Source organism: Nocardia sp. NPDC051321 (assembly GCF_044455225.1).
Classification (GTDB): Bacteria; Actinomycetota; Actinomycetes; order Mycobacteriales; family Mycobacteriaceae; genus Nocardia.
On sequence record NZ_JBITEM010000021.1, the window covers coordinates 76,934 to 96,994 of the forward strand.

25 protein-coding genes and 1 pseudogene are annotated in these 20,061 nt (G+C 65.6%); 15 read left to right on the forward strand and 11 right to left on the reverse strand.

What is annotated here, in order from left to right:
- Window positions 1-10 precede the first annotated feature (10 nt).
- The 4 genes from sufC to ACIA8C_RS38655 are packed head-to-tail and all read left to right on the forward strand — an operon-like array spanning window position 11 to window position 2,926.
- Window positions 11-787, forward strand: coding sequence for a Fe-S cluster assembly ATPase SufC (sufC, locus tag ACIA8C_RS38640; protein ID WP_397143636.1), 777 nt, complete (start codon window positions 11-13; stop codon window positions 785-787).
- 1 nt (window position 788) lies between these two features.
- Window positions 789-2,078: a cysteine desulfurase gene (locus tag ACIA8C_RS38645; RefSeq protein WP_397143638.1), complete on the forward strand. Its 1,290-nt coding sequence runs from the start codon at window positions 789-791 to the stop codon at window positions 2,076-2,078.
- A 3-nt stretch (window positions 2,079-2,081) separates the two neighbouring features.
- Complete coding sequence (gene sufU / locus ACIA8C_RS38650; protein ID WP_397143640.1) at window positions 2,082-2,561, forward strand: Fe-S cluster assembly sulfur transfer protein SufU; 480 nt, start codon at window positions 2,082-2,084, stop codon at window positions 2,559-2,561.
- Window positions 2,558-2,926, forward strand: coding sequence for a metal-sulfur cluster assembly factor (locus tag ACIA8C_RS38655; protein ID WP_397143642.1), 369 nt, complete (start codon window positions 2,558-2,560; stop codon window positions 2,924-2,926). Before sufU ends, ACIA8C_RS38655 begins: the two co-directional genes overlap by 4 nt.
- 64 nt (window positions 2,927-2,990) lie before the next feature.
- Here ACIA8C_RS38655 and ACIA8C_RS38660 read toward each other — a convergent pair whose 3' ends face one another.
- Window positions 2,991-3,890 carry a hypothetical protein gene (locus tag ACIA8C_RS38660; RefSeq protein ID WP_397143644.1) on the reverse strand — a complete coding sequence of 300 codons (900 nt, stop codon included), beginning with the start codon at window positions 3,888-3,890 and terminating at the stop codon, window positions 2,991-2,993.
- A 242-nt stretch (window positions 3,891-4,132) separates the two neighbouring features.
- Here ACIA8C_RS38660 and ACIA8C_RS38665 point away from each other — a divergent pair, with 242 nt between their 5' ends.
- The 3 genes from ACIA8C_RS38665 to ACIA8C_RS38675 all read left to right on the forward strand — a co-directional run bounded on the left by ACIA8C_RS38665 (window position 4,133) and on the right by ACIA8C_RS38675 (window position 5,645).
- Window positions 4,133-4,552, forward strand: a complete 420-nt coding sequence (locus ACIA8C_RS38665; protein WP_397143646.1) for a DUF4189 domain-containing protein — start codon at window positions 4,133-4,135, stop codon at window positions 4,550-4,552.
- Between the two features lie 98 nt (window positions 4,553-4,650).
- Entirely contained in the window at window positions 4,651-5,118 is a 468-nt protein-coding gene (locus ACIA8C_RS38670) for a DoxX family protein (RefSeq protein WP_397143648.1), read from the forward strand.
- 95 nt (window positions 5,119-5,213) lie between these two features.
- Window positions 5,214-5,645 carry a DUF4189 domain-containing protein gene (locus tag ACIA8C_RS38675; protein ID WP_397143650.1) on the forward strand — a complete coding sequence of 144 codons (432 nt, stop codon included), beginning with the start codon at window positions 5,214-5,216 and terminating at the stop codon, window positions 5,643-5,645.
- 54 nt (window positions 5,646-5,699) lie between these two features.
- Here the strand turns inward: ACIA8C_RS38675 and ACIA8C_RS38680 are convergent, their stop codons facing one another.
- From ACIA8C_RS38680 to ACIA8C_RS38690, 3 genes are read right to left on the reverse strand one after another with little or no spacing between them, the layout of a single operon-like run.
- Window positions 5,700-6,362 carry a methionine ABC transporter permease gene (locus tag ACIA8C_RS38680; RefSeq protein WP_397143652.1) on the reverse strand — a complete coding sequence of 221 codons (663 nt, stop codon included), beginning with the start codon at window positions 6,360-6,362 and terminating at the stop codon, window positions 5,700-5,702.
- A gap of 11 nt (window positions 6,363-6,373) precedes the next feature.
- On the reverse strand, window positions 6,374-7,387 hold the full coding sequence (locus ACIA8C_RS38685) for a methionine ABC transporter ATP-binding protein (RefSeq protein ID WP_397143654.1): 1,014 nt from the start codon (window positions 7,385-7,387) through the stop codon (window positions 6,374-6,376).
- Window positions 7,384-8,259 (reverse strand): MetQ/NlpA family ABC transporter substrate-binding protein, encoded by an 876-nt coding sequence (locus tag ACIA8C_RS38690; protein WP_397143656.1) that lies wholly within the window; start codon window positions 8,257-8,259, stop codon window positions 7,384-7,386. Before ACIA8C_RS38690 ends, ACIA8C_RS38685 begins: the two co-directional genes overlap by 4 nt.
- A gap of 132 nt (window positions 8,260-8,391) precedes the next feature.
- On the opposite strand from ACIA8C_RS38690, the gene ACIA8C_RS38695 reads away from it, so the two are divergent.
- Window positions 8,392-9,258, forward strand: coding sequence for a MetQ/NlpA family ABC transporter substrate-binding protein (locus ACIA8C_RS38695; protein WP_397143658.1), 867 nt, complete (start codon window positions 8,392-8,394; stop codon window positions 9,256-9,258).
- Window positions 9,259-9,264: 6 nt separating this feature from the next.
- Here ACIA8C_RS38695 and ACIA8C_RS38700 read toward each other — a convergent pair whose 3' ends face one another.
- Window positions 9,265-10,302, reverse strand: a complete 1,038-nt coding sequence (locus tag ACIA8C_RS38700) for an isopenicillin N synthase family dioxygenase (RefSeq protein ID WP_397143660.1) — start codon at window positions 10,300-10,302, stop codon at window positions 9,265-9,267.
- 233 nt (window positions 10,303-10,535) lie between these two features.
- On the opposite strand from ACIA8C_RS38700, the gene ACIA8C_RS38705 reads away from it, so the two are divergent.
- The 3 genes from ACIA8C_RS38705 (at window position 10,536) to ACIA8C_RS38715 (ending at window position 11,968) form a co-directional block, all read left to right on the forward strand.
- Window positions 10,536-10,991 carry a hypothetical protein gene (locus tag ACIA8C_RS38705; RefSeq protein ID WP_397143662.1) on the forward strand — a complete coding sequence of 152 codons (456 nt, stop codon included), beginning with the start codon at window positions 10,536-10,538 and terminating at the stop codon, window positions 10,989-10,991.
- Between the two features lie 117 nt (window positions 10,992-11,108).
- Window positions 11,109-11,594 (forward strand): hypothetical protein, encoded by a 486-nt coding sequence (locus ACIA8C_RS38710; RefSeq protein WP_397143664.1) that lies wholly within the window; start codon window positions 11,109-11,111, stop codon window positions 11,592-11,594.
- Window positions 11,595-11,671: 77 nt separating this feature from the next.
- Window positions 11,672-11,968: a hypothetical protein gene (locus tag ACIA8C_RS38715; RefSeq protein ID WP_397143666.1), complete on the forward strand. Its 297-nt coding sequence runs from the start codon at window positions 11,672-11,674 to the stop codon at window positions 11,966-11,968.
- Between the two features lie 48 nt (window positions 11,969-12,016).
- Here the strand turns inward: ACIA8C_RS38715 and ACIA8C_RS38720 are convergent.
- A pseudogene (locus tag ACIA8C_RS38720) lies at window positions 12,017-12,142 on the reverse strand (LysR family transcriptional regulator); the annotation flags it as partial.
- Between the two features lie 199 nt (window positions 12,143-12,341).
- Between ACIA8C_RS38720 and ACIA8C_RS38725 the strand changes: the two are divergent.
- On the forward strand, window positions 12,342-12,956 hold the full coding sequence (locus ACIA8C_RS38725; protein ID WP_397143668.1) for a hypothetical protein: 615 nt from the start codon (window positions 12,342-12,344) through the stop codon (window positions 12,954-12,956).
- Between the two features lie 169 nt (window positions 12,957-13,125).
- On the opposite strand, the gene ACIA8C_RS38730 is transcribed toward ACIA8C_RS38725, so the two are convergent.
- The 4 genes from ACIA8C_RS38730 to ACIA8C_RS38745 form a co-directional block, all read right to left on the reverse strand.
- Window positions 13,126-13,683 (reverse strand): GNAT family N-acetyltransferase, encoded by a 558-nt coding sequence (locus ACIA8C_RS38730; protein WP_397143670.1) that lies wholly within the window; start codon window positions 13,681-13,683, stop codon window positions 13,126-13,128.
- A 33-nt stretch (window positions 13,684-13,716) separates the two neighbouring features.
- On the reverse strand, window positions 13,717-14,640 hold the full coding sequence (locus tag ACIA8C_RS38735; protein WP_397143672.1) for a Ku protein: 924 nt from the start codon (window positions 14,638-14,640) through the stop codon (window positions 13,717-13,719).
- A gap of 88 nt (window positions 14,641-14,728) precedes the next feature.
- A complete protein-coding gene (locus tag ACIA8C_RS38740) occupies window positions 14,729-15,841 on the reverse strand; it encodes a lycopene cyclase family protein (protein WP_397143674.1) in 1,113 nt (370 codons plus the stop codon).
- Window positions 15,842-15,888: 47 nt separating this feature from the next.
- Window positions 15,889-16,653, reverse strand: coding sequence for an SDR family oxidoreductase (locus ACIA8C_RS38745; protein ID WP_397143676.1), 765 nt, complete (start codon window positions 16,651-16,653; stop codon window positions 15,889-15,891).
- 235 nt (window positions 16,654-16,888) lie between these two features.
- Between ACIA8C_RS38745 and ACIA8C_RS38750 the strand changes: the two genes are divergently transcribed.
- The 3 genes from ACIA8C_RS38750 to ACIA8C_RS38760 all read left to right on the forward strand — a co-directional run bounded on the left by ACIA8C_RS38750 (window position 16,889) and on the right by ACIA8C_RS38760 (window position 19,002).
- Window positions 16,889-18,520, forward strand: coding sequence for an ABC-F family ATP-binding cassette domain-containing protein (locus tag ACIA8C_RS38750; RefSeq protein ID WP_397143678.1), 1,632 nt, complete (start codon window positions 16,889-16,891; stop codon window positions 18,518-18,520).
- Between the two features lie 80 nt (window positions 18,521-18,600).
- Window positions 18,601-18,834, forward strand: coding sequence for a helix-turn-helix domain-containing protein (locus ACIA8C_RS38755; protein ID WP_040736162.1), 234 nt, complete (start codon window positions 18,601-18,603; stop codon window positions 18,832-18,834).
- A 33-nt stretch (window positions 18,835-18,867) separates the two neighbouring features.
- The gene (locus ACIA8C_RS38760) at window positions 18,868-19,002 is read left to right on the forward strand and encodes a hypothetical protein (RefSeq protein WP_397143680.1); all 135 of its coding nucleotides are present in this window, start codon (window positions 18,868-18,870) and stop codon (window positions 19,000-19,002) included.
- 85 nt (window positions 19,003-19,087) lie between these two features.
- On the opposite strand, the gene ACIA8C_RS38765 is transcribed toward ACIA8C_RS38760, so the two are convergent.
- Window positions 19,088-20,050, reverse strand: a complete 963-nt coding sequence (locus tag ACIA8C_RS38765) for a hypothetical protein (protein ID WP_397143682.1) — start codon at window positions 20,048-20,050, stop codon at window positions 19,088-19,090.
- Window positions 20,051-20,061: the final 11 nt, after the last annotated feature.

Consider the following 20,061-nt stretch of genomic DNA (forward strand, 5'->3'; position numbering starts at 1 on the left):
CTCGAATTCGATGACCACCCTGGAAATCAAGGACCTGCACGTCGAGGTCGCCAACCCGGACGCGTCCGGCGAGCCCATCAAGATCCTGAAGGGCGTCGACCTCACCATCAATTCCGGTGAGACGCACGCCATCATGGGCCCCAACGGCTCCGGCAAGTCGACCCTGTCGTACGCGATCGCCGGCCACCCCAAGTACACGGTGACCTCCGGCTCGATCACCCTCGACGGCGAGGACGTCCTCGCGATGTCCGTCGACGAGCGGGCGCGCGCGGGCCTGTTCCTGGCCATGCAGTACCCGGTCGAGGTCCCCGGCGTCTCCACCTCGAACTTCCTGCGTACCGCCGCCACCGCCGTGCGCGGCGAGGCGCCCAAGCTGCGGCACTGGGTCAAGGAAGTCAAGGAGTCGATGGCCGAGCTGGAGATCGACCCGGCCTTCGCCGAGCGCAACGTGAACGAGGGCTTCTCCGGTGGCGAGAAGAAGCGCCACGAGATCCTGCAGCTGGGCCTGCTCAAGCCGAAGATCGCCATCCTGGACGAGACCGACTCCGGCCTGGACGTCGACGCGCTGCGCATCGTCTCCGAGGGCGTCAACCGCTACAAGGAGCGCGAGAACGGTGGCGTGCTGCTGATCACGCACTACACCCGCATCCTGCGCTACATCGAGCCGGAATTCGTGCACGTCTTCGTCGGCGGCCGCATCGTCGCCGAGGGCGGCTCGGAGCTGGCCGACGAACTCGACGCCAACGGCTACGTCCGTTTCACTCAGTCTGCTACTGCGGGAGCTTGATATGACCGCCACGGTCCGCACCCTCGACGTGGCCCGCATCCGGGCCGACTTCCCGATCCTGAGCCGCACGGTTCGGGACGGGAAACCGTTGGTGTACCTGGACTCCGGCGCGACCTCGCAGCGGCCACTGGCGGTGCTCGACGCCGAACGCGAGTTCCTGATCACCCACAACTCGGCCGTGCATCGCGGTGCGCATCAGCTGGCCGAGGAGGCGACCGACGCCTACGAGGGCGCGCGCGCCGACATCGGCCGGTTCGTCGGCGTGGACGCGGACGAGATCGTGTTCACCAAGAACGCGACCGAATCGCTCAACCTGGTGACGTACTCGTTCGCCGACGACCGGTTCCCGTACCACGTCGGGCCGGGCGACGAGATCGTCATCACCGAGCTGGAGCACCACGCGAATCTCGTTCCGTGGCAAGAGCTCGCGCGCCGGACCGGCGCGACGCTCAAGTGGTACGGCGTGACCGACGACGGCCGGATCGATCTCGATTCGCTCGAATTGTCGCCCGCCACCAAGGTTGTGGCGTTCACCCACCAGTCCAACGTGACCGGTGCCATCACCGATGTCGCCGAATTGGTCCGGCGCGCAAAGGCAGTCGGCGCGCTGACCGTGCTCGACGCCTGCCAGTCGGTGCCGCACATGCCGGTGGATTTCCGCGAGCTCCAGGTCGACTTCGCCGCGTTCTCCGGGCACAAGATGTTCGGTCCGTCCGGCGTCGGCGTGCTGTACGGGCGTCGCGCGCTGCTGGCGCAGACGCCGCCGTTCATCACCGGCGGCTCGATGATCGAGACCGTCACCATGGAGGTCAGCACCTACGCGCCGCCGCCGCAGCGGTTCGAGGCCGGCGTGCCGATGACCTCTCAGGTGGTCGGATTGGGCGCTGCCGTGCGTTATCTCGAAGCGATCGGCATGGCTGCCGTCGCGGAGCACGAACATACGCTGGTCGGTGCCGCGATCGCGGGTTTGAGCGCGATCGACGGTGTACGGATCATCGGTCCTACCGAGAACGTGGACCGCGGCGGCGCGGTGTCGTTCGTGGTGGACGGTATCCACGCCCACGACGTCGGTCAGATTCTCGATGACGAAGGTGTCGCGGTCCGGGTCGGTCACCACTGCGCGTGGCCGTTGATGCGGCGGTTGGGCGTGCCCGCCACCGCGCGTGCCTCGTTCGCCGCCTACAACACACTCGATGAGGTGGACGCACTGGTTGCCGCGGTGCGGAAGGCTCAGCAGTTCTTCGGCGTGAGCGCAGCGAAGGCCGATAATGGGCAGAGCGGAGTTGCATAGAACATGCGCATGGAGCAGATGTACCAGGAAGTGATCCTGGACCACTACAAGCACCCGCACCACCGCGGGCTGCGGGAGCCGTTCGGTGCCGAAGTGCATCACGTGAACCCGACCTGCGGTGACGAGGTCACCCTGCGCGTGCAGCTCGACGACAACGGCGACGTCGCCGACGTCTCCTACGACGGTCAGGGCTGCTCGATCAGTCAGGCCTCCACCTCCGTCCTCACCGACCAGGTGATCGGCCTGCCGGTGCAGCAGGCACTGAAGGTGGTCGACTCGTACAACGAGATGATCTCCAGCCGCGGCGCCGTCGAGGGCGACGAGGACATGATCGGCGACGGCATCGCCTTCGTCGGCGTCTCCAAGTACCCGGCGCGCGTCAAATGCGCGCTGCTCGGTTGGATGGCGTTCAAAGACGCCGTGCTCCGGATAACCTCGGCAGAAGAGGCACAACGTTCGATGGGAAACGGGGACCAGGCATGAGTGACACACCGGCAACCGAGACACCTGAGCAGGTCGAGCTGTCCGCCGAGGACATCAAGCGCCTCGAGGACCTCGAGGAGGCGATGCGCGACGTCGTCGACCCCGAGCTCGGCATCAACGTGGTCGACCTCGGCCTCGTCTACGGCCTGTCCGTCGAGGACGAGGTAGCCATCCTCGACATGACCCTCACCTCCGCGGCCTGCCCCCTGACCGACGTCATCGAAGACCAGTCCCGCAACGCCCTCGTCCGCAGCGGCCTGGTAGACGACCTCAAAATCAACTGGGTCTGGATGCCCCCCTGGGGCCCCGACAAGATCACCGAAGACGGCCGCGAACAACTCCGCGCCCTCGGCTTCACCGTCTGATATTCAGCCCCGCACCCAGGTTGGCACCATCGAGTCGAGTCAAAAGGTTGCTATTGAAGATCATCTAGCGACCTTTTGACTCGACTCGATGGTGGTCGATTGCCCGCCTGATGGGGTCAGTGAACAGCTCGGGCTGGTGGAGGACGTCGAGGGCTGTGGCATAGAAAATTGTCCAGCCCTCGGTGGTCAGGTGGTTGTGGCGGGCGTTGTCTCGCGCGGCGGCGTGTAGTCCGGAATGCCAAGCGATGCTGTCATATTCAAGTCCGATGCGATGTTGCGGCCAACCGAGGTCGAGTCGCCGAGGGCCGTCCGGGGTCGAGACTTCCAGCTGTGGCTGTGGGTGGGGGAGTCCCGCGTCGATGCAGCGCAGTCGGGTGCGTGACTCCATCGGCGATTCAGCTCTGCAGTCCGCCAATTGGATCAGTTCGGCGGCCTGCCGGAGGCCGCGGCGTCGGTGGTGGCGGGTGAGTTCTTCCCTGAGCTCGTCTGGTGAGAGTCCGCGGCGGCTGGCGGCGTCCAGCGTGGCCAAGGCGTCCATACGGTTCAGGGTGCGGGCAAGGTCGATCGCGGTGCGTGCGGCGGTGGTAGTGGATATCCCGTTTATGGTTGCCACCTGTGCGGGATCGTGTCGATCCAGGTGTACGACAAGGTGCTTCGAGCGAGACAGTTGCACACCAAGCACGTGTGTCGCGTTCCGATCCGCGACCGAAAAGCCGTGTAACTCGGCAGCCGTGTCGTACGCCGCGATCAGGACTGGCAATCCCATGGACAGGCGCGCCGCCTCGACGCGCAGTTCCGGTCCCGGCTGCGTGGTCGTCTCCCGGTAGACGCCATGGAACACCGGCACCCACTCGCCACGGTGCAGGCGTGCGCGCAACTCCGCGCGGGTGTATTCGATGAGCGCCTGCCCGGTGGTGAAGACGCCGAACTGCTTATCCCGCAACCCTTCCAACTGTGCCCTCATACCCGCCAGCATCGAGCACCGCCCCGTCACCCCTCGCCACCTCACCTGCAAAAACAACCCCCTGTGCACAACCACCCCGCTGGGGATGACCATCGAGTCGAGTCAAAAGGTCGCCAAATGATCTTCAACAGCGACCATTTGACTCGACTCGATGGGGAGTTAGCGCGCGAGGGTGGTGGACAGGCGGGGGTGGCTCGGCGATGATCAGGTTCGCGTTATTTCTTTGAAACGGGGAGATTCTGGTGTCTGTTCTGGGTAGGGGCGCGTTCGGTGCGGCTCTGGCGTGTACCGCGGCGCTGACCTTTGTGGGGGCGGCGGGGGCGGCGGGTAATTACTATGGGACGCTGGCTTTTTCGCCGGGGACCGGGAAGGTTGTGGCGGCCACTGATCAGGCGTCCTGGGTGGCGGCGGATGCGGTGGCGATCAGGGACTGCGGTGTTTATGACTGCCGGATCATGGTGCGGTTCGCCAACGGGTGTGCGGCCATCGCGCGGGGTGCGGACGGGCAGTTCGCCGCGGACTGGGCGCCCGCGCGGGAGGATGCGGAGCGGCTGGCGATCGCCAAACTCGGTGAGAGTGCGCCGCCGTTCCCTGACCTCGGCAGCGCCTCGCCGCGGGCGGCGAGCATCGTGTTGTCCTCGTGCACGAAGAACGCGGGCTGAGCGCGGTCACAAATCCCGGTGACGTCCGGTCATAGCGGTGACGGGAACGCCCCGTCACCGCCACGTCGCGTGGCGATCGCGGTCGAAAGGGATCGACGATGGCGCAACGGATCCGCAAGGCAAGGCTCATTACCGGGGTGTATTGGTTTCTCGGCTTCGAGTTCTTCGTCGGCTTTGTCACCAAATTCTGGCCCGGCCCAACCTTTTTCGGGCCCGCGTACGCGGAAAAATTCGTTGACTGGGGCTATCACCCGAATATGCGGTTCGTGGTCGGCGCCCTCGAACTGACCGCCGCCGTACTGCTGGTGATTCCGCGCAAGGAGAGCAGATTCCTGGGCGCCGCGCTGCTGGTGCTCGTGCTGACCGGCGCGGTCACCACCCACCTCGTCGACGACGCCCCGTTCTGGCAGGGCACGTCCGCGCCGATCCACTGGGTGATCATGATGATTGTCGCGTTGGCGAACTGGCCGGCCGACTGGCGCGACGTGGTGCCGCCGTGGTCTCGGCGCAGTGCCGCACCGGTGCGGCACTGCAATCTGAGGTATTCATTCCGAAAGGCTCTGTAGCCCGGCGGTTTTCACGCCTGGAACGGTTTGGACAAATCGGAAGCGGTGCCTCATGATCTTGCTCGAAGCTATTTCTTTTCTCGGGGAGGATCACAATGTCGTTGTCGCGCAAGGCTGCTCTCGGCCTGGTCGTGTCATCCGCGGCCGCATTGGTCGCGGCCGGTGCGGGCGCCGCCCAGGCCGAGCCGGACGCGGCGGGCCGGTACTACGGTTCGCTCGCGCTGAACCCTAAGAACGGGGACACCGCGTCGGGGTTCAACTACCCGAGCTGGGAATCGTCGGACGCCAGGGCGCTGGCCGAATGTGACAGTCGGGATTGCTTCATCGTCGTCCGCTTCGTGGACGGCTGCGGTGCTGTCTCGGCGAGTTCGGACGGCAAGTGGGCCGTCGGCACCGGCCGGGACCGGGGTGAGGCGGAACGCAACGCCATCGCCGCCCTCGGCCCCCTGGCACCGCCGTTCCCGAACTTCGGTAGCGCGGCGCCCAAGCGTGCCGAGATCCTGCACTCCCAGTGCACGCCGGAGTAGTCACACAAACCGAATGAGGGGTGTCCGTGCTCAGCGCGGACACCCCTCGTTTCGTCAGCGGCGCAATATCTTCCGGGCCAGCCAGTTGCCGAAGAACTGGATGACCTGCACGCCCGCGATGATGATCAGCGTAGCCACCAGGGTGACCTGCCAGTTGAATCGCTGATAGCCCTGAACGAGCGCGAAATCGCCGAGCCCGCCGCCGCCGACGGTGCCCGCCATGGCGGAAATGTCGACGATCCCGATCACCGCGAAGGTGTAGCCGAGCACCAGCGGGCCGAGTGCCTCGGGGATCAACAGGGTCAGGATGATGCGCAGCGGCCCGGCGCCGACCGCCCTGGCCGCTTCGATCACCCCCGGGTCGACCGTCACCAGGTTCTGCTCCACGATCCGGGCGATGAAGACCGACGCCGCCACGATCATCACGAACGCCGCGGCATCTCCGCCGATCGTGGTGCCGACCACCTTCAGCGTCACCGGGCCGAGTGCCGCGAGCAGGATGATGAACGGGATGGGCCGCACCACATTGACGATCACGTTGAGCAGCAGGTTGATCGGCGCGTTGGCCAGCAGCCCACCCCTGCGGGTGACGTACAGCACGGTGCCGAGAAACAGGCCGATCAGACCGGCGATCACGAAGGTGATCAGCACCAGATAGATGGTCCGGTCGATGGCCTCGTACAGCAGTGGCCGGAGAGTGTCCCAATTCGCATGCATAGGTACGCCTTTCAGGCCGACTGGCGATGGAGTTCGTCGATCACGTCGTCGATGGCGTCGTCGGGGCCGTGCAGCGCCAAGGTGATGCTGCCGAATGTCTTGTCCTGCAACGTGCTCACCCCGCCGTAGACCACCTCGAAGCGGACGCCCGCCGATGTCGCGGTGGCCAGCGCCGCGCCGATGCCGCGCCGGTCGTCGACGTCCACCGTGATCAGCCTGCCGCCGTGCAGCTCACCGAGCCTGCGCAATTCGTCCTCGGACGGCCGATTGTGCAGGACCGTCGCCACGAACGACTGCGTCGGCACCGCCTTCGGGGCCGCGAAAACCTCGAAGGTGCTGGCGAGTTCGACGATGCGGCCCTCGGCGAGCACCGCGACCCGGTCGGCCACCGCGCGGATCACATCCATCTCGTGGGTGATCACCACGATGGTGACGCCGAGTTCGCGATTGACCTTCTTCAGCAGTCGAAGCACCTCGCCGGTGGTTTCCGGGTCGAGCGCCGAGGTCGACTCGTCCGCGAGCAGCAGCGACGGTGAGGTCGCCAGCGCACGGGCGATGCCGACCCGCTGCTTCTGTCCGCCGGAGAGTTGATCGGGATAGCTGCGGGCCTTGTCGGACAACCCGACGAACTCCAGCAGCTCGGCGACCCGCGCCTTGCGCTCGGCTCGCTGCCAGCCCGCGACCTTGAGCGGATACTCGACATTGCCTGCGGCCGTGCGCGATCGGAACAGATTGAATTGCTGGAACACCATCCCGATGTCGCGGCGCAGCCGCCGCGCCTGCGCCTCGCGCACCCCGGTGATGGGGGTACCCGCGACCGTGATGGTGCCGCTGGTCGGCTTCTCCAGCGCGTTGATCAACCGGACCAGCGTGCTCTTACCCGCGCCGGAATAGCCGATCACGCCGAAGATTTCGCCCTGCTCGATGCGCAGATCGATATCGTCGAGTGCGACGTGGGCGTCCGCGCCCTTGCCGAAAACCTTGGTGACCGAACGGAACTCGACAGCAGGCCTGGTATCGATCACTTGCCGTCGCGGATCGACTGCTGCACCCGCTGCAGAATCTGTTCCAGCTCAGGGGCGTTGCGCCGCACCTCGACGGCGGTGCCCTTGGTCACCTCGCTGTGCGCCTTCTGCACCTCGGGGTCGTGCCACAGCTCGACCAGCTGCAGCAGCTTCGGGTTGTTCTTGTCCTCGGCCCTGGTCACCAGCGCGTTGATGTAGGGCTCGGCCGCGGGATTATTCGGATCGTCCTTGTACAGCGCCGAACTGGGGTCGATGCCGGACCGCTCGAGGAAGGTGTTGTTGATCACCGAACCGTCCACCGAGGCCAGCGAGAGCGCGGTCTGCGCCGCGTCGACCGTGGTCACCTTCACCTTGGACGCGCCACGGTCGATGTCGGCGGGGGAGGGCGAATTCGTCTTCGAGGACAGCTTCAGCAGACCGGCCGCCTGCAATACGAACAGGGCCCGCGCCTGGTTGGTCGGGTCGTTCGGGATGGCGATCTCGGCGCCCTGCGGCAGATCCGCGAGGGACTTGTGCTTCTTGGAGTACAGCCCGAGCGGCACGATGTAGGTGGACCCGATCGGCGTCAGGGTGTCGTTGTTGGCGACGTTGTACGCACCGAGGAACTGCAGGTGCTGGAACAAATTCACGTCGATCTGCTTTTGCGCCAGTGCGAGATTCGGTTGCTTGTAATCGGAGAAGTTGGTGATCTTCAGCGTGATGCCCTTGTCCTTGGCTCGTTGCTCGAAGACGTCCCAGGCCTTGTCCTTGTCGGTCGTGCCGATCCGCACTACCGTGTCGGAGGAGGCCTTGTCGCCAGAACCGCACGCCGTAACGGTGAGGGCCGTGGTTGCTACCAGGACCGGGATCGCCAGTACCCGATGGAATTTCACTCGTGCTCCCGAAATGCTTGTCGCTATATGAACCCGGTAATCCAAGCGGCCCGGCAATCGGGTGGACAACAGTTGAGATTGTGGTGAGCGAAACCCTTCCGGAAATTTGGACGACCGTCTAGTTTGCTCGCAATGCGCTTGATGCACCGACTACTGTTGATCCCACTCCTTTCCGCCTTGGCCATCGCCGCTGTTTCGTGTGGCGCGGAGCACCGCGGCGACGTGATCCGCATAGGTGTGAACGATCTCTCCCTGCCGCACTGGGACGTGTACAAGAAGAAAGCCGCAGAACAGGGCATCGCCATCGAGTTCATCAACTTCACCGACTACAACCAGCCCAATCCCGCACTCGCGCAACATCAGATCGATCTCAACAAGTTCCAGCACGTGCGATACCTGGCCAACTACAACGCCCGCAACAACGACACCCTGGTGCCGATCGGCGCGACCGAGATCTTCCCGCTCGCGCTGTATTCGCGTAAGCACAAGTCGGTGGCCGACATCCCGCGCGGCGGTCAGATCACCTTGAGCAACAATTCGGCCAACCAGGTGCGGCCACTGCTCAGCTTGGCCGCGGCGGGGCTGATCGTGCTGAAGGGCGGTGCCAGTTGGGATTCGAAGATCGAAGACGTGGATACCGCCGCCTCGAAGGTGAAGCTGACCCCGATCGATCCGACGCTGACCGCGCAGTCGCTCAGCAGCGTGGACGCCGCGTTCGTCGACGACACCTTCGCTCGCCCAGCGGGTTTGACGAAGAACGACACGATCTACACCGATGACCCGGAGCTGCCGGAGCTCGAGCAGTACATCAACATCTTCGCCGCGCGGGCCGCCGACAAGGACAATCCGACGCTGCTGAAACTGGCTCGGCTGTACCACGATCCGGAGGTCGAGGCCGCGGTGCGCGCCGAGACCGGCTATGAGGGCATCTTCAAAACCAACGAGCCCGCCGACCTACAGGCCGCGGCGGCCGAGCTGGAAGCCAAGTTCCGCAAGTAGTTTCGGCTACGAGCGCGCCGCGATAGCCCGTGCGGCTTCTCGCTGCGCGTTCGTATTCGGTTGCAGGCCACGAGAACCGGCGAGCTTCGCCTGGACATGTTCGGTGACGGTGATCGGCGCGTACTTGCTGCCCGCACCGATGCAGGAGGGAAGTGTCTCGATCAGTGCGTCGAAATTGCCGTCATGGAAAAACGCTGCGCTGCGGCGTCGTTCGACGGTGCCGTCGATGATCGGTGGCATCACCCGGTGCAGGGTGGAGAGCCACCGCTCGTTCGTCCAGCGGGCCATCAGGTCGCCGAGGTTGATCAGCAGTGCGTCGTCGGCGGGCTGCACGTCATGCCAGCGGCCATCCGCGCCGAGCACCTGCAGGCCGGGCACCTGATCGGCCCACAGGACGGTGACGATGCCGTAGTCGGTGTGCTCGCCCATGCCCCTGAGCTCGCCGTCGAGGTCGACGCTGCCCGGCGGCAGCGCGTAGTTGTTCATTCGCAACACATTCAGCGAATGATCGGTGAAGCGGTCGAAGTAGCCTGCGGGCAGGTCGAGGGCGTCGGCGAAGATGGTGGTGAGGGTGCCCGCGACGCGCGCGGCCTCGGCGTAGTAGGTCAGCACGCGTCGCCGGAAGGTGGGAAGCTCTGCGGGCCAGACGTTTTCGGCGTAGCCCGCGGCGGCGGGCAAGTCCAGCTCCGGGTAATCGGCGGTCGTGGTGCCGATATTGAACGCCTCGAAGAAGTCGTTCATTCGGGTCGCGGACGCCACTCCGAGACTCAAGCTCAGGCTCTCGCTCTTCGGCGGCGAGTAACCGCGGTTGAACTCGACTGCCGCTCGGTAGCCCTCCTTCGTCGCCTGATCGAGGGCGAAGAAATCGTCGAGGGCGGACGCGAACTCGTCGAGCACCGACTCAGCGATGCCGTGCCCGCGGATCTGCATGAATCCGACGCTCCGCGCCGCCTCATCGATCTGGCGCGCGACCACCGACCGCTCCGCGGCGCTCGCATCGCCGACGTAGGCGGAGATGTCGATGACGGGAACCTGAAACTCCACGATGAGCCGTCCTTTCATTAGTCGGTGACCGCTCCAAGCATGGAACGCGCGGACGTCCCCGTTCGCTCGTTCGGGTGACATTCCTGTAAACGTACGTTCCTATTGGAACGTTCCTCCGAGATATTGTGAAAAAGGTTCTGGCTCAACGAAATTCGCGCCCGAATTGGCTTGCATGTCTGTCGGTACCTTGCCCTAGACTGGGGCCTCATTCCATTCGAGGTAGGGGGCTCTAAATGACAGTGACGCTGCAACCGCTCGAGGTACGTGTGTGCAATTTGGAGCGCAGGTACGCGGCGCTGGATGAGGACCGGCTCGCGTATGAGGACGCCATCTACAAGACCAAGAGGAAGGTCAAGAAGACCCATCGGTGGGTTCAGGGGATCCAGCAGGAAGTCTGGGAGTTACGCGATGACTTCGTGAAGTTCAGGCTGGACATGGGCGAGTTCAAGGTCGAGATGGGCGAGTTCAGGCACGAGGTCCGAGACGAGTTCGCGACGATCAAGCAGGACGTTTCGGGCCTGAAGGAAGACGTTTCGGGTCTGAAGCAGGACGTTTCGGGTCTGAAGGAAGACGTTTCGGGTCTGAAGGAAGACGTTTCGGGTCTGAAGCAAGGCATGTCGGCATTGGCGCACGGTGTCAGTGCGATCGTGTCGCACCTCGGGATCGTTATGCCCGAGGGCGAGAACTAGCAGTTAGGCGACCACCCCCATTCCGTCCTCCGGTGACGTCGCACTGCGATGCCTGAAGGGCTGTGTGCGGCGACAACACGAGGGCGTGGATGGGGGTTCAACGAGACAGGGGGCTTTATGTCTGCAACACCGCCAGAGCTGGAGGGGCGTGTAAGCGTGTTGGAGAGGAGGTGCGAGCGTTCGGAGGCGGACATGGCGGCGTACCAGGACACGATTGTCGAGACCCACGAGGCGGTTAACACACTCGTCGTGAGCGTCGAGGTGCTGAAGCTGGACGTGTCCGGGCTGAAGACGGACATGTCCGGATTGAAGACGGACGTGTCCGGATTGAAGACGGACGTGTCCAGGCTGAAGACCGATGTGTCCGGGCTGAAAACCGACGTGTCCGGGCTGAAGACGGACGTGTCCGGATTGAAAACCGACGTGTCCGGGCTGAAAGAGGGCGTGTCCGGATTGAGAAAGGGCGTGTCGGAGTTGAAGCCGATCGTGCTCGACACTCAGGTGCGGACGCAGCGGCTCGAGCATGACGTGTCCGGGCTCAATCGAGGCGTCGACGCGATCGTCTCGTACTTCGGGATCACAGTTCCCGAGGACGAGAACTAGTAGGTAACGACCACCCCATCCGTCCTCTGGTGTCGTCGCTCTGCGATGCAGAAGGCTGTGCGGCTACACCGAGGCGGATGGTGTTCACCGAGACAGGGGGCTGTATGTCGGTAACGCTGGAAGATCTCGCGGCCAGGGTATGTGTGCTCGAAAGGTTGGTAGGGGAGCACGGCGACAGGCCGTTCTCAGCGGACGACGCCTTCAAGGATGTGCGTAACCGAATCACGAGTCTGCAGCTGAGCGTGATCAGTTTGCGACGTCAAACGGAGGAGCTCATTGACGATGTCCACGACCAGGGCAGCATGGGCGCCGCGGTTGCCGCAATCGCGTCGCATCTGGGTGTGACAGTTCATGAGGACGAAGCTCGGCCGTAGGCGATTCCGTTAGTACCGTCCACACCGGGAATGCCCCGGTGTGGACACTCAACTCCACAGTGTCACATGGACTTTCGGCGGGAAGTGGGTGACGTCGACGCCGGAGCCGAGGATCGCCGCCTGAGTCCATCTCGGGGTAATGAAGCGGAGGTGTTCGGACACGGCGCGGTGCCGTGGGCGACCAGGTTCCAGCCGACGGCCGCAGCGATGACGGCCGCGCTTAACTTATCTGCGATCTCTTACTGCCCGCGCATACCCTGGCCGGAATGCGGGAGCTGCCGCGTGTACTTATCGAACTGCCTCCGTGGTGCTATCGGCTGCGCTCTGAGCGGAAAGTGCTGCGGGCGGCGGTGGTAGCGGCGATGATGCTGGTGTGGACGAACAGATGTACGAGCGGTCGCGGCGTTGTTTGCATGCGGTGGCGGAGTTGTTGATTGCGGGGCCGCAGTATCGGCAGCACGGAACCATTCGGTTGCGGGCGGTGCACCAGGGGTTCGGTGGTGTGCAGTGGCCGGTTTCGGTGGTCGGTGCGGAATTGGTGTGGGCGGAGGGTCGGGCGCCGCTCCAAGGGACCTACCGGGAGCTCGGGCGGCTGGCGGGGTTCGAGCCGGAGGCGCCGAAGGGGGTGTACAAGGATACGACTGGGGTTGATCCGGACAGTGTGATGGTGATCGATCCTGAGGCGGCGCGGGTGATCGGGGATTGGTTTGCGCTGGGGGACAAGGCTTTGCGAGCCTTGGCGCCGGATGTGACACCGGTGCTGTGGCCGGAGCATTTCGACCTGTCGATTACGGTCAACGAGGTGAATTACGGTGTCTCGCCGGGTGATTCGTTTCATTCGGGCCCGTACGCCTACGTCGGCCCGTGGGCCCCGCGCACCGGCGAGTTCTGGAACGCGCCCTTCGGCGCCTTCCGCCCGCGCGCGGAGGTCGACTCGGACGCAACCCTGCTGGAGTTCTTCGAGCAAGGCCGAGCGGCAGTCGGATAGGCCGCCGCACGCCTCTTGATTTCCCGCACCGAGCATCGCATGCGAAATTCGGTGCGGGAAACCAGAAATGGTGCGTGTCAGTGTACGAGAGCGCCCGACGTCGTAGTGGCGGACCGGAAATAGGCTTCGGTGGCGATCTCGACCGGGATCAGGTTCCGAACGGCATGAACTAGCGGGCGGCGCGGTGATTGTCCCCGGCCAGACGCCCGCGGCGGATCAGTGCGCGCTTGGAGCCGGGTGCGATGGCGGCGGCGTCGAGGTGCGAATCCGGTTCGGGTTCATTGGGATTCGGCCGGACGAACAGGGTGACCGTGGCGGCCGGGAGGAAGCCGCTGCGCGTCATGAGAGCCGTGGAGGCGGCGTTGCGGTCTTCGACATCGGTGACGATGCGCCGCGCGCCTCGGGCGAACAAGGCTTCCGAGCAGACGTCCACCAGACGACGGGCGATGCCGTGCCCCTGCATGTCCGGCGCGACGGCGATCCACTCGAGGTAGGCCCAGTCGTCGCGGTTCTCGAATTCCATCGACCCGAGCACGAAACCGACCACTCGGTCGGAATCGAGTGCGACCCAGCAGGCGTTGTCGGGGCTGTCCAGGTGCTCGGCGACCGAGGTCAGCGACCACGAGGTGTACGGCTTGGTGGTGATGTCGAAGACTTCGTGACCGAGATCGAGGACCTGGCGCAGGTGGCCGAGACCCATCGGGACGATCACAATGGCGGAATCCATACGCGACAGTTTGCCAGGAGTGTGCGCCCGTTCTTACGCACCCTTGCGGGCCGCGGTCTTCTTGGCCGCCTTCTTCGCAGGTTTCGCGGCGGTCTTCTTGGCCGCGGTCTTCTTCGCGGCCGCCTTCTTCGCCGGTTTGGCCTTGCCCTTGTCTTCGCCCCCACCCGCCGCGCGCCGACCGCTCGCCTCCAGGCTGCGTTGCAGCGCGGCGACCAGGTCGACCACCTCCGCGTCCATCTCGGCGGGCGCCGACTCGGGCTGCTCGGGTACCTTGCCGGTGCCGCTGGCGATGGCCTCGTCCAGCAGCCGCTTGAGTTCGATCTGGTATTCGTCGGTGTACTGGTCCTGATCGAAATCGTCCGACATGGACTCGACCAGCGTCTCGGCCATCTTGATTTCCTGCGGGCGCGGCGCGGCGACCCCGTCCAGGGATTCGAAGTCGACCGCGCGCACCTCGTCCGGCCACAGCAGCGTCTGCAGCACCAGCATCCCGTCGCGCACTCGCAGCGCCGCGAGCCGGGTTTTCTGCCGCAGCGTGAAGTGCACGAGCGCGGTGCGGTCGATGCGTTCCAGCGTCGTCGCCAGCAGCACGTAGGCCTTGGGCGTGCTGGAATCGGGCTCGAGGTAGTAGCTCTTGTCGAACAGGATCGGGTCGATCTGGTCCGACGGGACGAACTGCAGCACCGGGATCTCGTGCTTCTCGGCGGCGGGCAGTTTCGCGAAGTCCTCGTCGGTGAGAATGACCTTGTCGCCGTCGGGTGACTCGTACGCCTTGTCGATATCGGCGTACTGCACGGACTTACCGCACACCGTGCAGACACGGTCGTATTTGATCCGGCCCCCATCCTTGGCGTGCACCTGATGGAATCGGATGTCGTGGTCCTCGGTCGCGGTGTAGACCTTGACCGGGACGTTTACCAGCCCGAATGCGATCGAGCCCTTCCAGATCGACCTCACTGCTGCATCCCCTCGACGCGGGTACCTCGTCCGCGGGTCACCGCTTCGGCGACTCGGAACGGGATGAGTGCTGGACGTTAAGGCCCACTCATTCTTCCATCATGGCCGACGGCATTCGAATACGCGAGCGAATGCCCATCCCGAGTGTCGCGGCAGCGACGCGCCGACGGAGCTGGGGCGGGAGGGCGCCGAAAAGGGTGCGCATCGCGGTGACGGTGCCGGTCAGGTCGGTTCGACCGGACAGGTAGGCGCGCTGCGCGGAGGTCGGCATGGCGAAGAAGGCGTCGAAGAAGACCGGGAGATCGGCGGGCGGCAGGCCGAGCAATGCGCGCAGTCCCGCGGCGCGGAGCCGATACACGGCGCGGGCCGATGCGGGCCAGGCCGCCGCTCCCGCAGCGACCACCTCGGCCGCGGTCAGCGAGGCCGCCACGCTGTAGCCGGTGGCCGGATGCGCGAAACCGCCTGCGGCGCCGAAGGTATGCCGTCCGGGCCGGCCGCCCTCGACCGGGAAGCGGACCCGCTCGACTCGTTCATCGCCGGTGAATTCGATTCCGCGCGAACGCAATCGGTGGTGCAGCCGGTCGCGCAACACGGTGCCGTCGAGCGCAGGGCGCCCCGCCAGGCAGGTCTCCTCCAGCAGCATCGAGCCGCCGCCGAGCGGCACCGCGTAGAGAAACGACCGTGCTGCGTCGGCGGGTGCGCCGTTGTCCGTGCGCCAGTCCATGAACGACGGTTCGACGCCTGCACAGTGCCGCGCGTCGAGAACAAGCCCGTGAGCCGTCTGCTCGGCAAATGCGGCAGATCGGGCAATGCCACGTGCATCGAACACCCGTCGAGCCGTCAGCAGCCGTCCAGAGGCCAGTACGACCGTGTCGGCGGTCAGCTCCATCGCACGATCCGCGACCACCTCGGCACCGGTCAGATCGAGCGACTCCCGCAGCCGGTCCGTATCGAGCACGACGTAAGGCCGATCAATCCGGTGCGCGCGAGTTCCCCACGCCGTCGGCTGGTCGACCGTGGCCGCGATAGCCGCCGGATCCAGCCAGCCGGGAAGTTCGTCAGCCCATGCCGCGTAGGTAGCCGACCACCGCCGATCAGGAAGTGGATCGACAACAGTGACCGATAGTCCGCGCGCCAGGCAGCGACTCGCCAGTGCCCGGCCCGCGGGACCGAGACCAGAGACGATGACATCCGTCGTCATGGCGCGACCACCGCCGAATACGCAACGGCCATCGGCGTTTCGGACGGTCAGAGACCGCCGGTGGACAGCAGCCCGCCGTCCACGCGCACGGTCTCGCCGGTGATCCACGCGGCCTCGTCGGAGACCAAGAACCCGATCAGCCGTGCCACATCCTCGGGCGTCCCGAGCCGCTTCATCGGATAGATGCTCGCCGCCCGCTCCTCGTCGTCGGAGTACAGCGCGTCGGCGAACTTCGTCTTGATCACGCCGGGCGCGACCGCGTTCACCCGGATCTTCGGTCCGAGCTGCCAGGCGAGTTCGTCGGTGAGCCGGATCAGCGCGGCCTTCGACGCGCCGTACGCGGCGATCACGCCGGACGAGCGGATGCCCGCGACGCTCGCGACGTTGACCACCGCGCCACCGTGCTCGCCCATCCACGCCTTGAACGCCTGCTGGATGTAGCCGAGCGCCGCGACAACGTTGACGTCGAAGATCTTGCGCACCGCGTCCAGGTCGGCGTCCATCAGCGAGCCGAACACGGGGTTGATGCCGGTGTTGTTGATCAAGATGTCCAGCGAACCGAATTCGGCCATCAGCCGATCGATGGCCGCCGCGCGATCCTCGGCATGACCCGAGTTGCCCGCGAACGCCACGACCTCGCCCTGATGACCGAGCGTGCGCAGTTCCGCGGCGGTCTCTTCCAGCGGATCCTTCTTACGGGCCGTGATCAGCACGTTCGCGCCACGACTCAACAACTCCGCCGCGACAGCTTTGCCGATGCCCCGGCTGGCACCGGAGACCAACGCGCTTTTGCCGAGCAGATCGGTACTCACAACTCCACCTCCCTAGCGCTCGCCGTCACCACCGGGATAGCTGTGTTGATTCGTCGTTTGCTGCGCTCGCTCATGCATCGGCAGGCTACCCGCCGTTCAGTTAGCGCCGTCACATGTGCGTCGCCGCGGGTAAAAGCGGTCGCCGGACCCAGGTAAAATCAGTGGTTCTTGTGCATATCGCGTCGCACAATCGAGTAGCTACCGCCCAGCACCACTGATCCGCGAGGAGAAATCTGTGATCACCGCGACCGACCTGGAGGTCCGGGCCGGCGTCCGCACCCTGCTGTCGGCCCCCGGACCGGCCCTGCGGGTGCAGTCCGGCGACCGGATCGGATTGGTCGGACGCAACGGTGCTGGCAAGACCACCACGCTGCGCATCCTGGCGGGCGAGGGCGAGCCGTACGCCGGAAAGATTCTGCGCTCCAGCGATATCGGCTACCTGCCGCAGGATCCGCGCGAGGGCAACCTCGACATCCTCGCCCGCGACCGGGTGCTTTCCGCGCGCGGCCTGGACACGCTGATCCGCGACATGGAGAAGCAGCAGGCGCTGATGGCCGAGGTGGCCGACGAGGCCGAACGCGACAAGGCGGTCCGCAAGTACGGCCGCCTGGAGGAGCGTTTCTCGGCGCTCGGCGGGTATGTCGCCGAGAGTGACGCGGCGCGCATCTGCAACAGCCTCGGCCTGCCCGACCGGGTGCTCGCCCAGGCGCTGCGCACCCTGTCCGGTGGTCAGCGTCGCCGAATCGAGTTGGCGCGCATCCTGTTCGCCGCCTCCGACGGCAGCGGCGGCCGTTCCGACACCATCCTGCTGCTCGACGAGCCGACCAACCACCTCGACGCCGACTCGATCACCTGGCTGCGCGGTTTCCTGCAGAACCACGACGGCGGCCTGATCGTGATCAGCCACGACGTGGAACTGCTCGGCGACGTGGTGAACAAGGTGTGGTTCCTGGACGCGGTGCGCGGCGAGGCCGACGTCTACAACATGGGCTGGCAGAAGTACCTCGACGCCCGCGCCACCGACGAACAGCGCCGTCGTCGCGAACGCGCCAATGCCGAGAAGAAGGCGGGCGCGTTGCGCGTGCAGGCCGCCAAACTCGGTGCCAAGGCCACCAAAGCCACTGCGGCACAGAACATGGCCAAGCGCGCCGACCGGCTCATCGCCGAGCTGGATGACGTGCGCGTCGCCGACAAGGTCGCCAGGATCAAGTTCCCCGAGCCTGCCCCCTGCGGCAAGACGCCGCTGATGGCGGAGAACCTGACCAAGGTCTACGGCTCGCTGGAGATCTTCACCGGCGTCGACCTCGCGATCGACCGGGGTAGCCGGGTCGTGGTGCTCGGCCTCAACGGCGCGGGCAAGACCACGCTGCTGCGGATGCTCGCCGGGGTCGAACAACCGACCGCGGGCAACCTGGTGCCCGGACACGGCTTGAAGGTCGGGTATTTCGCGCAGGAGCACGACACCCTCGACGATCAGGCCAGCGTGTGGGAGAACATCCGGCACGCCGCGCCGGACGCGGGGGAGCAGAGCCTGCGCAGCCTGCTCGGCGCGTTCATGTTCACCGGTCCCCAGTTGGAGCAGCCCGCTGGCACGCTGTCCGGCGGTGAGAAGACCCGCCTCGCGCTGGCCGGCCTGGTTTCCTCGGCCGCGAACGTGCTGCTGCTCGACGAACCGACCAACAACCTCGACCCGGTGTCGCGCGAGCAAGTGCTCGATGCGCTGCGCACCTACGCCGGCGCGGTCGTGCTGGTCACGCACGATCCGGGTGCCGCGGAGGCGCTGTCGCCGGAGCGGGTGATCTTGCTACCGGACGGTACGGAAGACCATTGGTCCGCCGAATATTTGGAACTTATTCAGCTCGCGTGACTTTCATCACAAGAATTCGTTGATCACGGACCCTCGAGTGCTTAGCCTGGAAAGAGCTGCTCGGCGACTCGGAGGAAGCCATGAGCGACAGGCCCACGCAAGTCAAAGCCACCCTGGGTAAGGGAACACGCGTCACGGGGAAGTCCCGGGACCGCCTACAGACCCAGTTGAAGAAGCAGTACGAGGCAGGGGCGAGCATCCGCTCGCTGGCGCGAGCAACCGGTCGCTCCTACGGCTTCATCCACAACGTACTGGTGGAGTCGCACGTGCAACTCCGCAGTCGCGGCGGTGCGAACCGTCGCAAGAGCCAGTAGCGTTCCGGAGAACTCGAAACCGGTTTCGGCGGTATGTTTTTCGCCGACACCGGTGAGTTCGGCTGGTCGGGCGTTGTCCAGAGCCCGGCCAGGGACGCGCGCTGGATTCGCTGGCCGGTCGGCGACTGCCGTGCGGCCCAACCTGATCCGGTCGCGCGCGCCGGATGAGCCTCGGCTGCTGCCGTTTCCGGCTGCGGTTCGGGGTCGAGCGGCGCTGGTGTCCGAGATCGGGTGTGCGCCTGACGGACTCTCGTCAGTAGCCGCTGACCGCCCCGTCGCCATCGACGAGGAGATTGGCGAGGCTACGAAAAATGGGCAGCCCCGTCTTGATCTCCAGGTACGCGAACTGCCCCTGCGGGTTGACCTCGAGGAAGTAGTACTCGCCGTCGAGGCCGAGCCGAATGTCCAAGACGCCGAAGGACAATCCGAGCGCGCCCATCAACGTCGCGAGCGACTTGCTCACCGACGCGGGCAGATGCTCACGCACGAAGTCGACCGAGGTGTCCAGCCGGGAATCGACCCGGCCGACACCGGCCTGCGAATCGATGCGCACCGTCCACTCGACGCCGTCCACCCAGACCACCCGCAGGTCGCATTCGGCATCGATGTAATCCTGGAAGGTGGTCGGCGCCGAGCGAATCCCCGCCAGCCTGCCGTAGTCGGACTCGGTGATGATCCTGGTCTCCGCGAACTCGGCGCGACTGGTCCCGGTGCGCTTGTAAACGACTGGGCCGGGCCGAGATTCGGCGAAACTGCGGGCCTCGTCCGGATCGTTGGTTATCAGCGTCTCCGGTACCGCGAACCCGGCGCGCAACGCGGTCTCCAACTGCACGATCTTGCGGGTCGCGGTGCGGTCGGCGCCGGGGTCGTTGATCCAGTTGGCCGGAATGGACCAGAGCATGCCCTGGATGAAGCTGTCGCATTCGGCCTGGCGGAAGTCGTCGTCGGCGGCGCGCACGCCACCGGGCACCTGGGCGGGATGCGGCCGCCGCCACCAGACCGAGCGCACGTCGTCGAGTCCGATCAGGTGCGAGAGCGAGCGCGCGGTGCCGAGCCGGTCCAGCCGGAAACTGCCCGACTCCCGGGGGAAGTCGCGCAGGTCGAGGTGAATTGCATTGAGCGCGTGGTGTTCTCGCAGCGTCGCCGCCATCGCGGTGGCGTGTAGATCGTCGGATTCCGACACTATGAGGACCGAGCTCGCCCGGCGTGCCGTCATGCGTGCACCGC

Bases quoted from the DNA above. Each gene is read 5' to 3' on its own strand.
- sufC (WP_397143636.1), top strand. From the start codon at position 11: ATGACCACCCTGGAAATCAAGGACCTGCACGTCGAGGTCGCCAACCCG.
- ACIA8C_RS38645 (WP_397143638.1), top strand. From the start codon at position 789: ATGACCGCCACGGTCCGCACCCTCGACGTGGCCCGCATCCGGGCCGAC.
- sufU (WP_397143640.1), top strand. From the start codon at position 2,082: ATGCGCATGGAGCAGATGTACCAGGAAGTGATCCTGGACCACTACAAG.
- ACIA8C_RS38655 (WP_397143642.1), top strand. From the start codon at position 2,558: ATGAGTGACACACCGGCAACCGAGACACCTGAGCAGGTCGAGCTGTCC.
- ACIA8C_RS38660 (WP_397143644.1), bottom strand. From the start codon at position 3,890: ATGAGGGCACAGTTGGAAGGGTTGCGGGATAAGCAGTTCGGCGTCTTC.
- ACIA8C_RS38670 (WP_397143648.1), top strand. From the start codon at position 4,651: ATGGCGCAACGGATCCGCAAGGCAAGGCTCATTACCGGGGTGTATTGG.
- ACIA8C_RS38675 (WP_397143650.1), top strand. From the start codon at position 5,214: ATGTCGTTGTCGCGCAAGGCTGCTCTCGGCCTGGTCGTGTCATCCGCG.
- ACIA8C_RS38680 (WP_397143652.1), bottom strand. From the start codon at position 6,362: ATGCATGCGAATTGGGACACTCTCCGGCCACTGCTGTACGAGGCCATC.
- ACIA8C_RS38695 (WP_397143658.1), top strand. From the start codon at position 8,392: ATGCGCTTGATGCACCGACTACTGTTGATCCCACTCCTTTCCGCCTTG.
- ACIA8C_RS38705 (WP_397143662.1), top strand. From the start codon at position 10,536: ATGACAGTGACGCTGCAACCGCTCGAGGTACGTGTGTGCAATTTGGAG.
- ACIA8C_RS38710 (WP_397143664.1), top strand. From the start codon at position 11,109: ATGTCTGCAACACCGCCAGAGCTGGAGGGGCGTGTAAGCGTGTTGGAG.
- ACIA8C_RS38715 (WP_397143666.1), top strand. From the start codon at position 11,672: ATGGTGTTCACCGAGACAGGGGGCTGTATGTCGGTAACGCTGGAAGAT.
- ACIA8C_RS38730 (WP_397143670.1), bottom strand. From the start codon at position 13,683: ATGGATTCCGCCATTGTGATCGTCCCGATGGGTCTCGGCCACCTGCGC.
- ACIA8C_RS38740 (WP_397143674.1), bottom strand. From the start codon at position 15,841: ATGACGACGGATGTCATCGTCTCTGGTCTCGGTCCCGCGGGCCGGGCA.
- ACIA8C_RS38755 (WP_040736162.1), top strand. From the start codon at position 18,601: ATGAGCGACAGGCCCACGCAAGTCAAAGCCACCCTGGGTAAGGGAACA.
- ACIA8C_RS38760 (WP_397143680.1), top strand. From the start codon at position 18,868: ATGTTTTTCGCCGACACCGGTGAGTTCGGCTGGTCGGGCGTTGTCCAG.
- ACIA8C_RS38765 (WP_397143682.1), bottom strand. From the start codon at position 20,050: ATGACGGCACGCCGGGCGAGCTCGGTCCTCATAGTGTCGGAATCCGAC.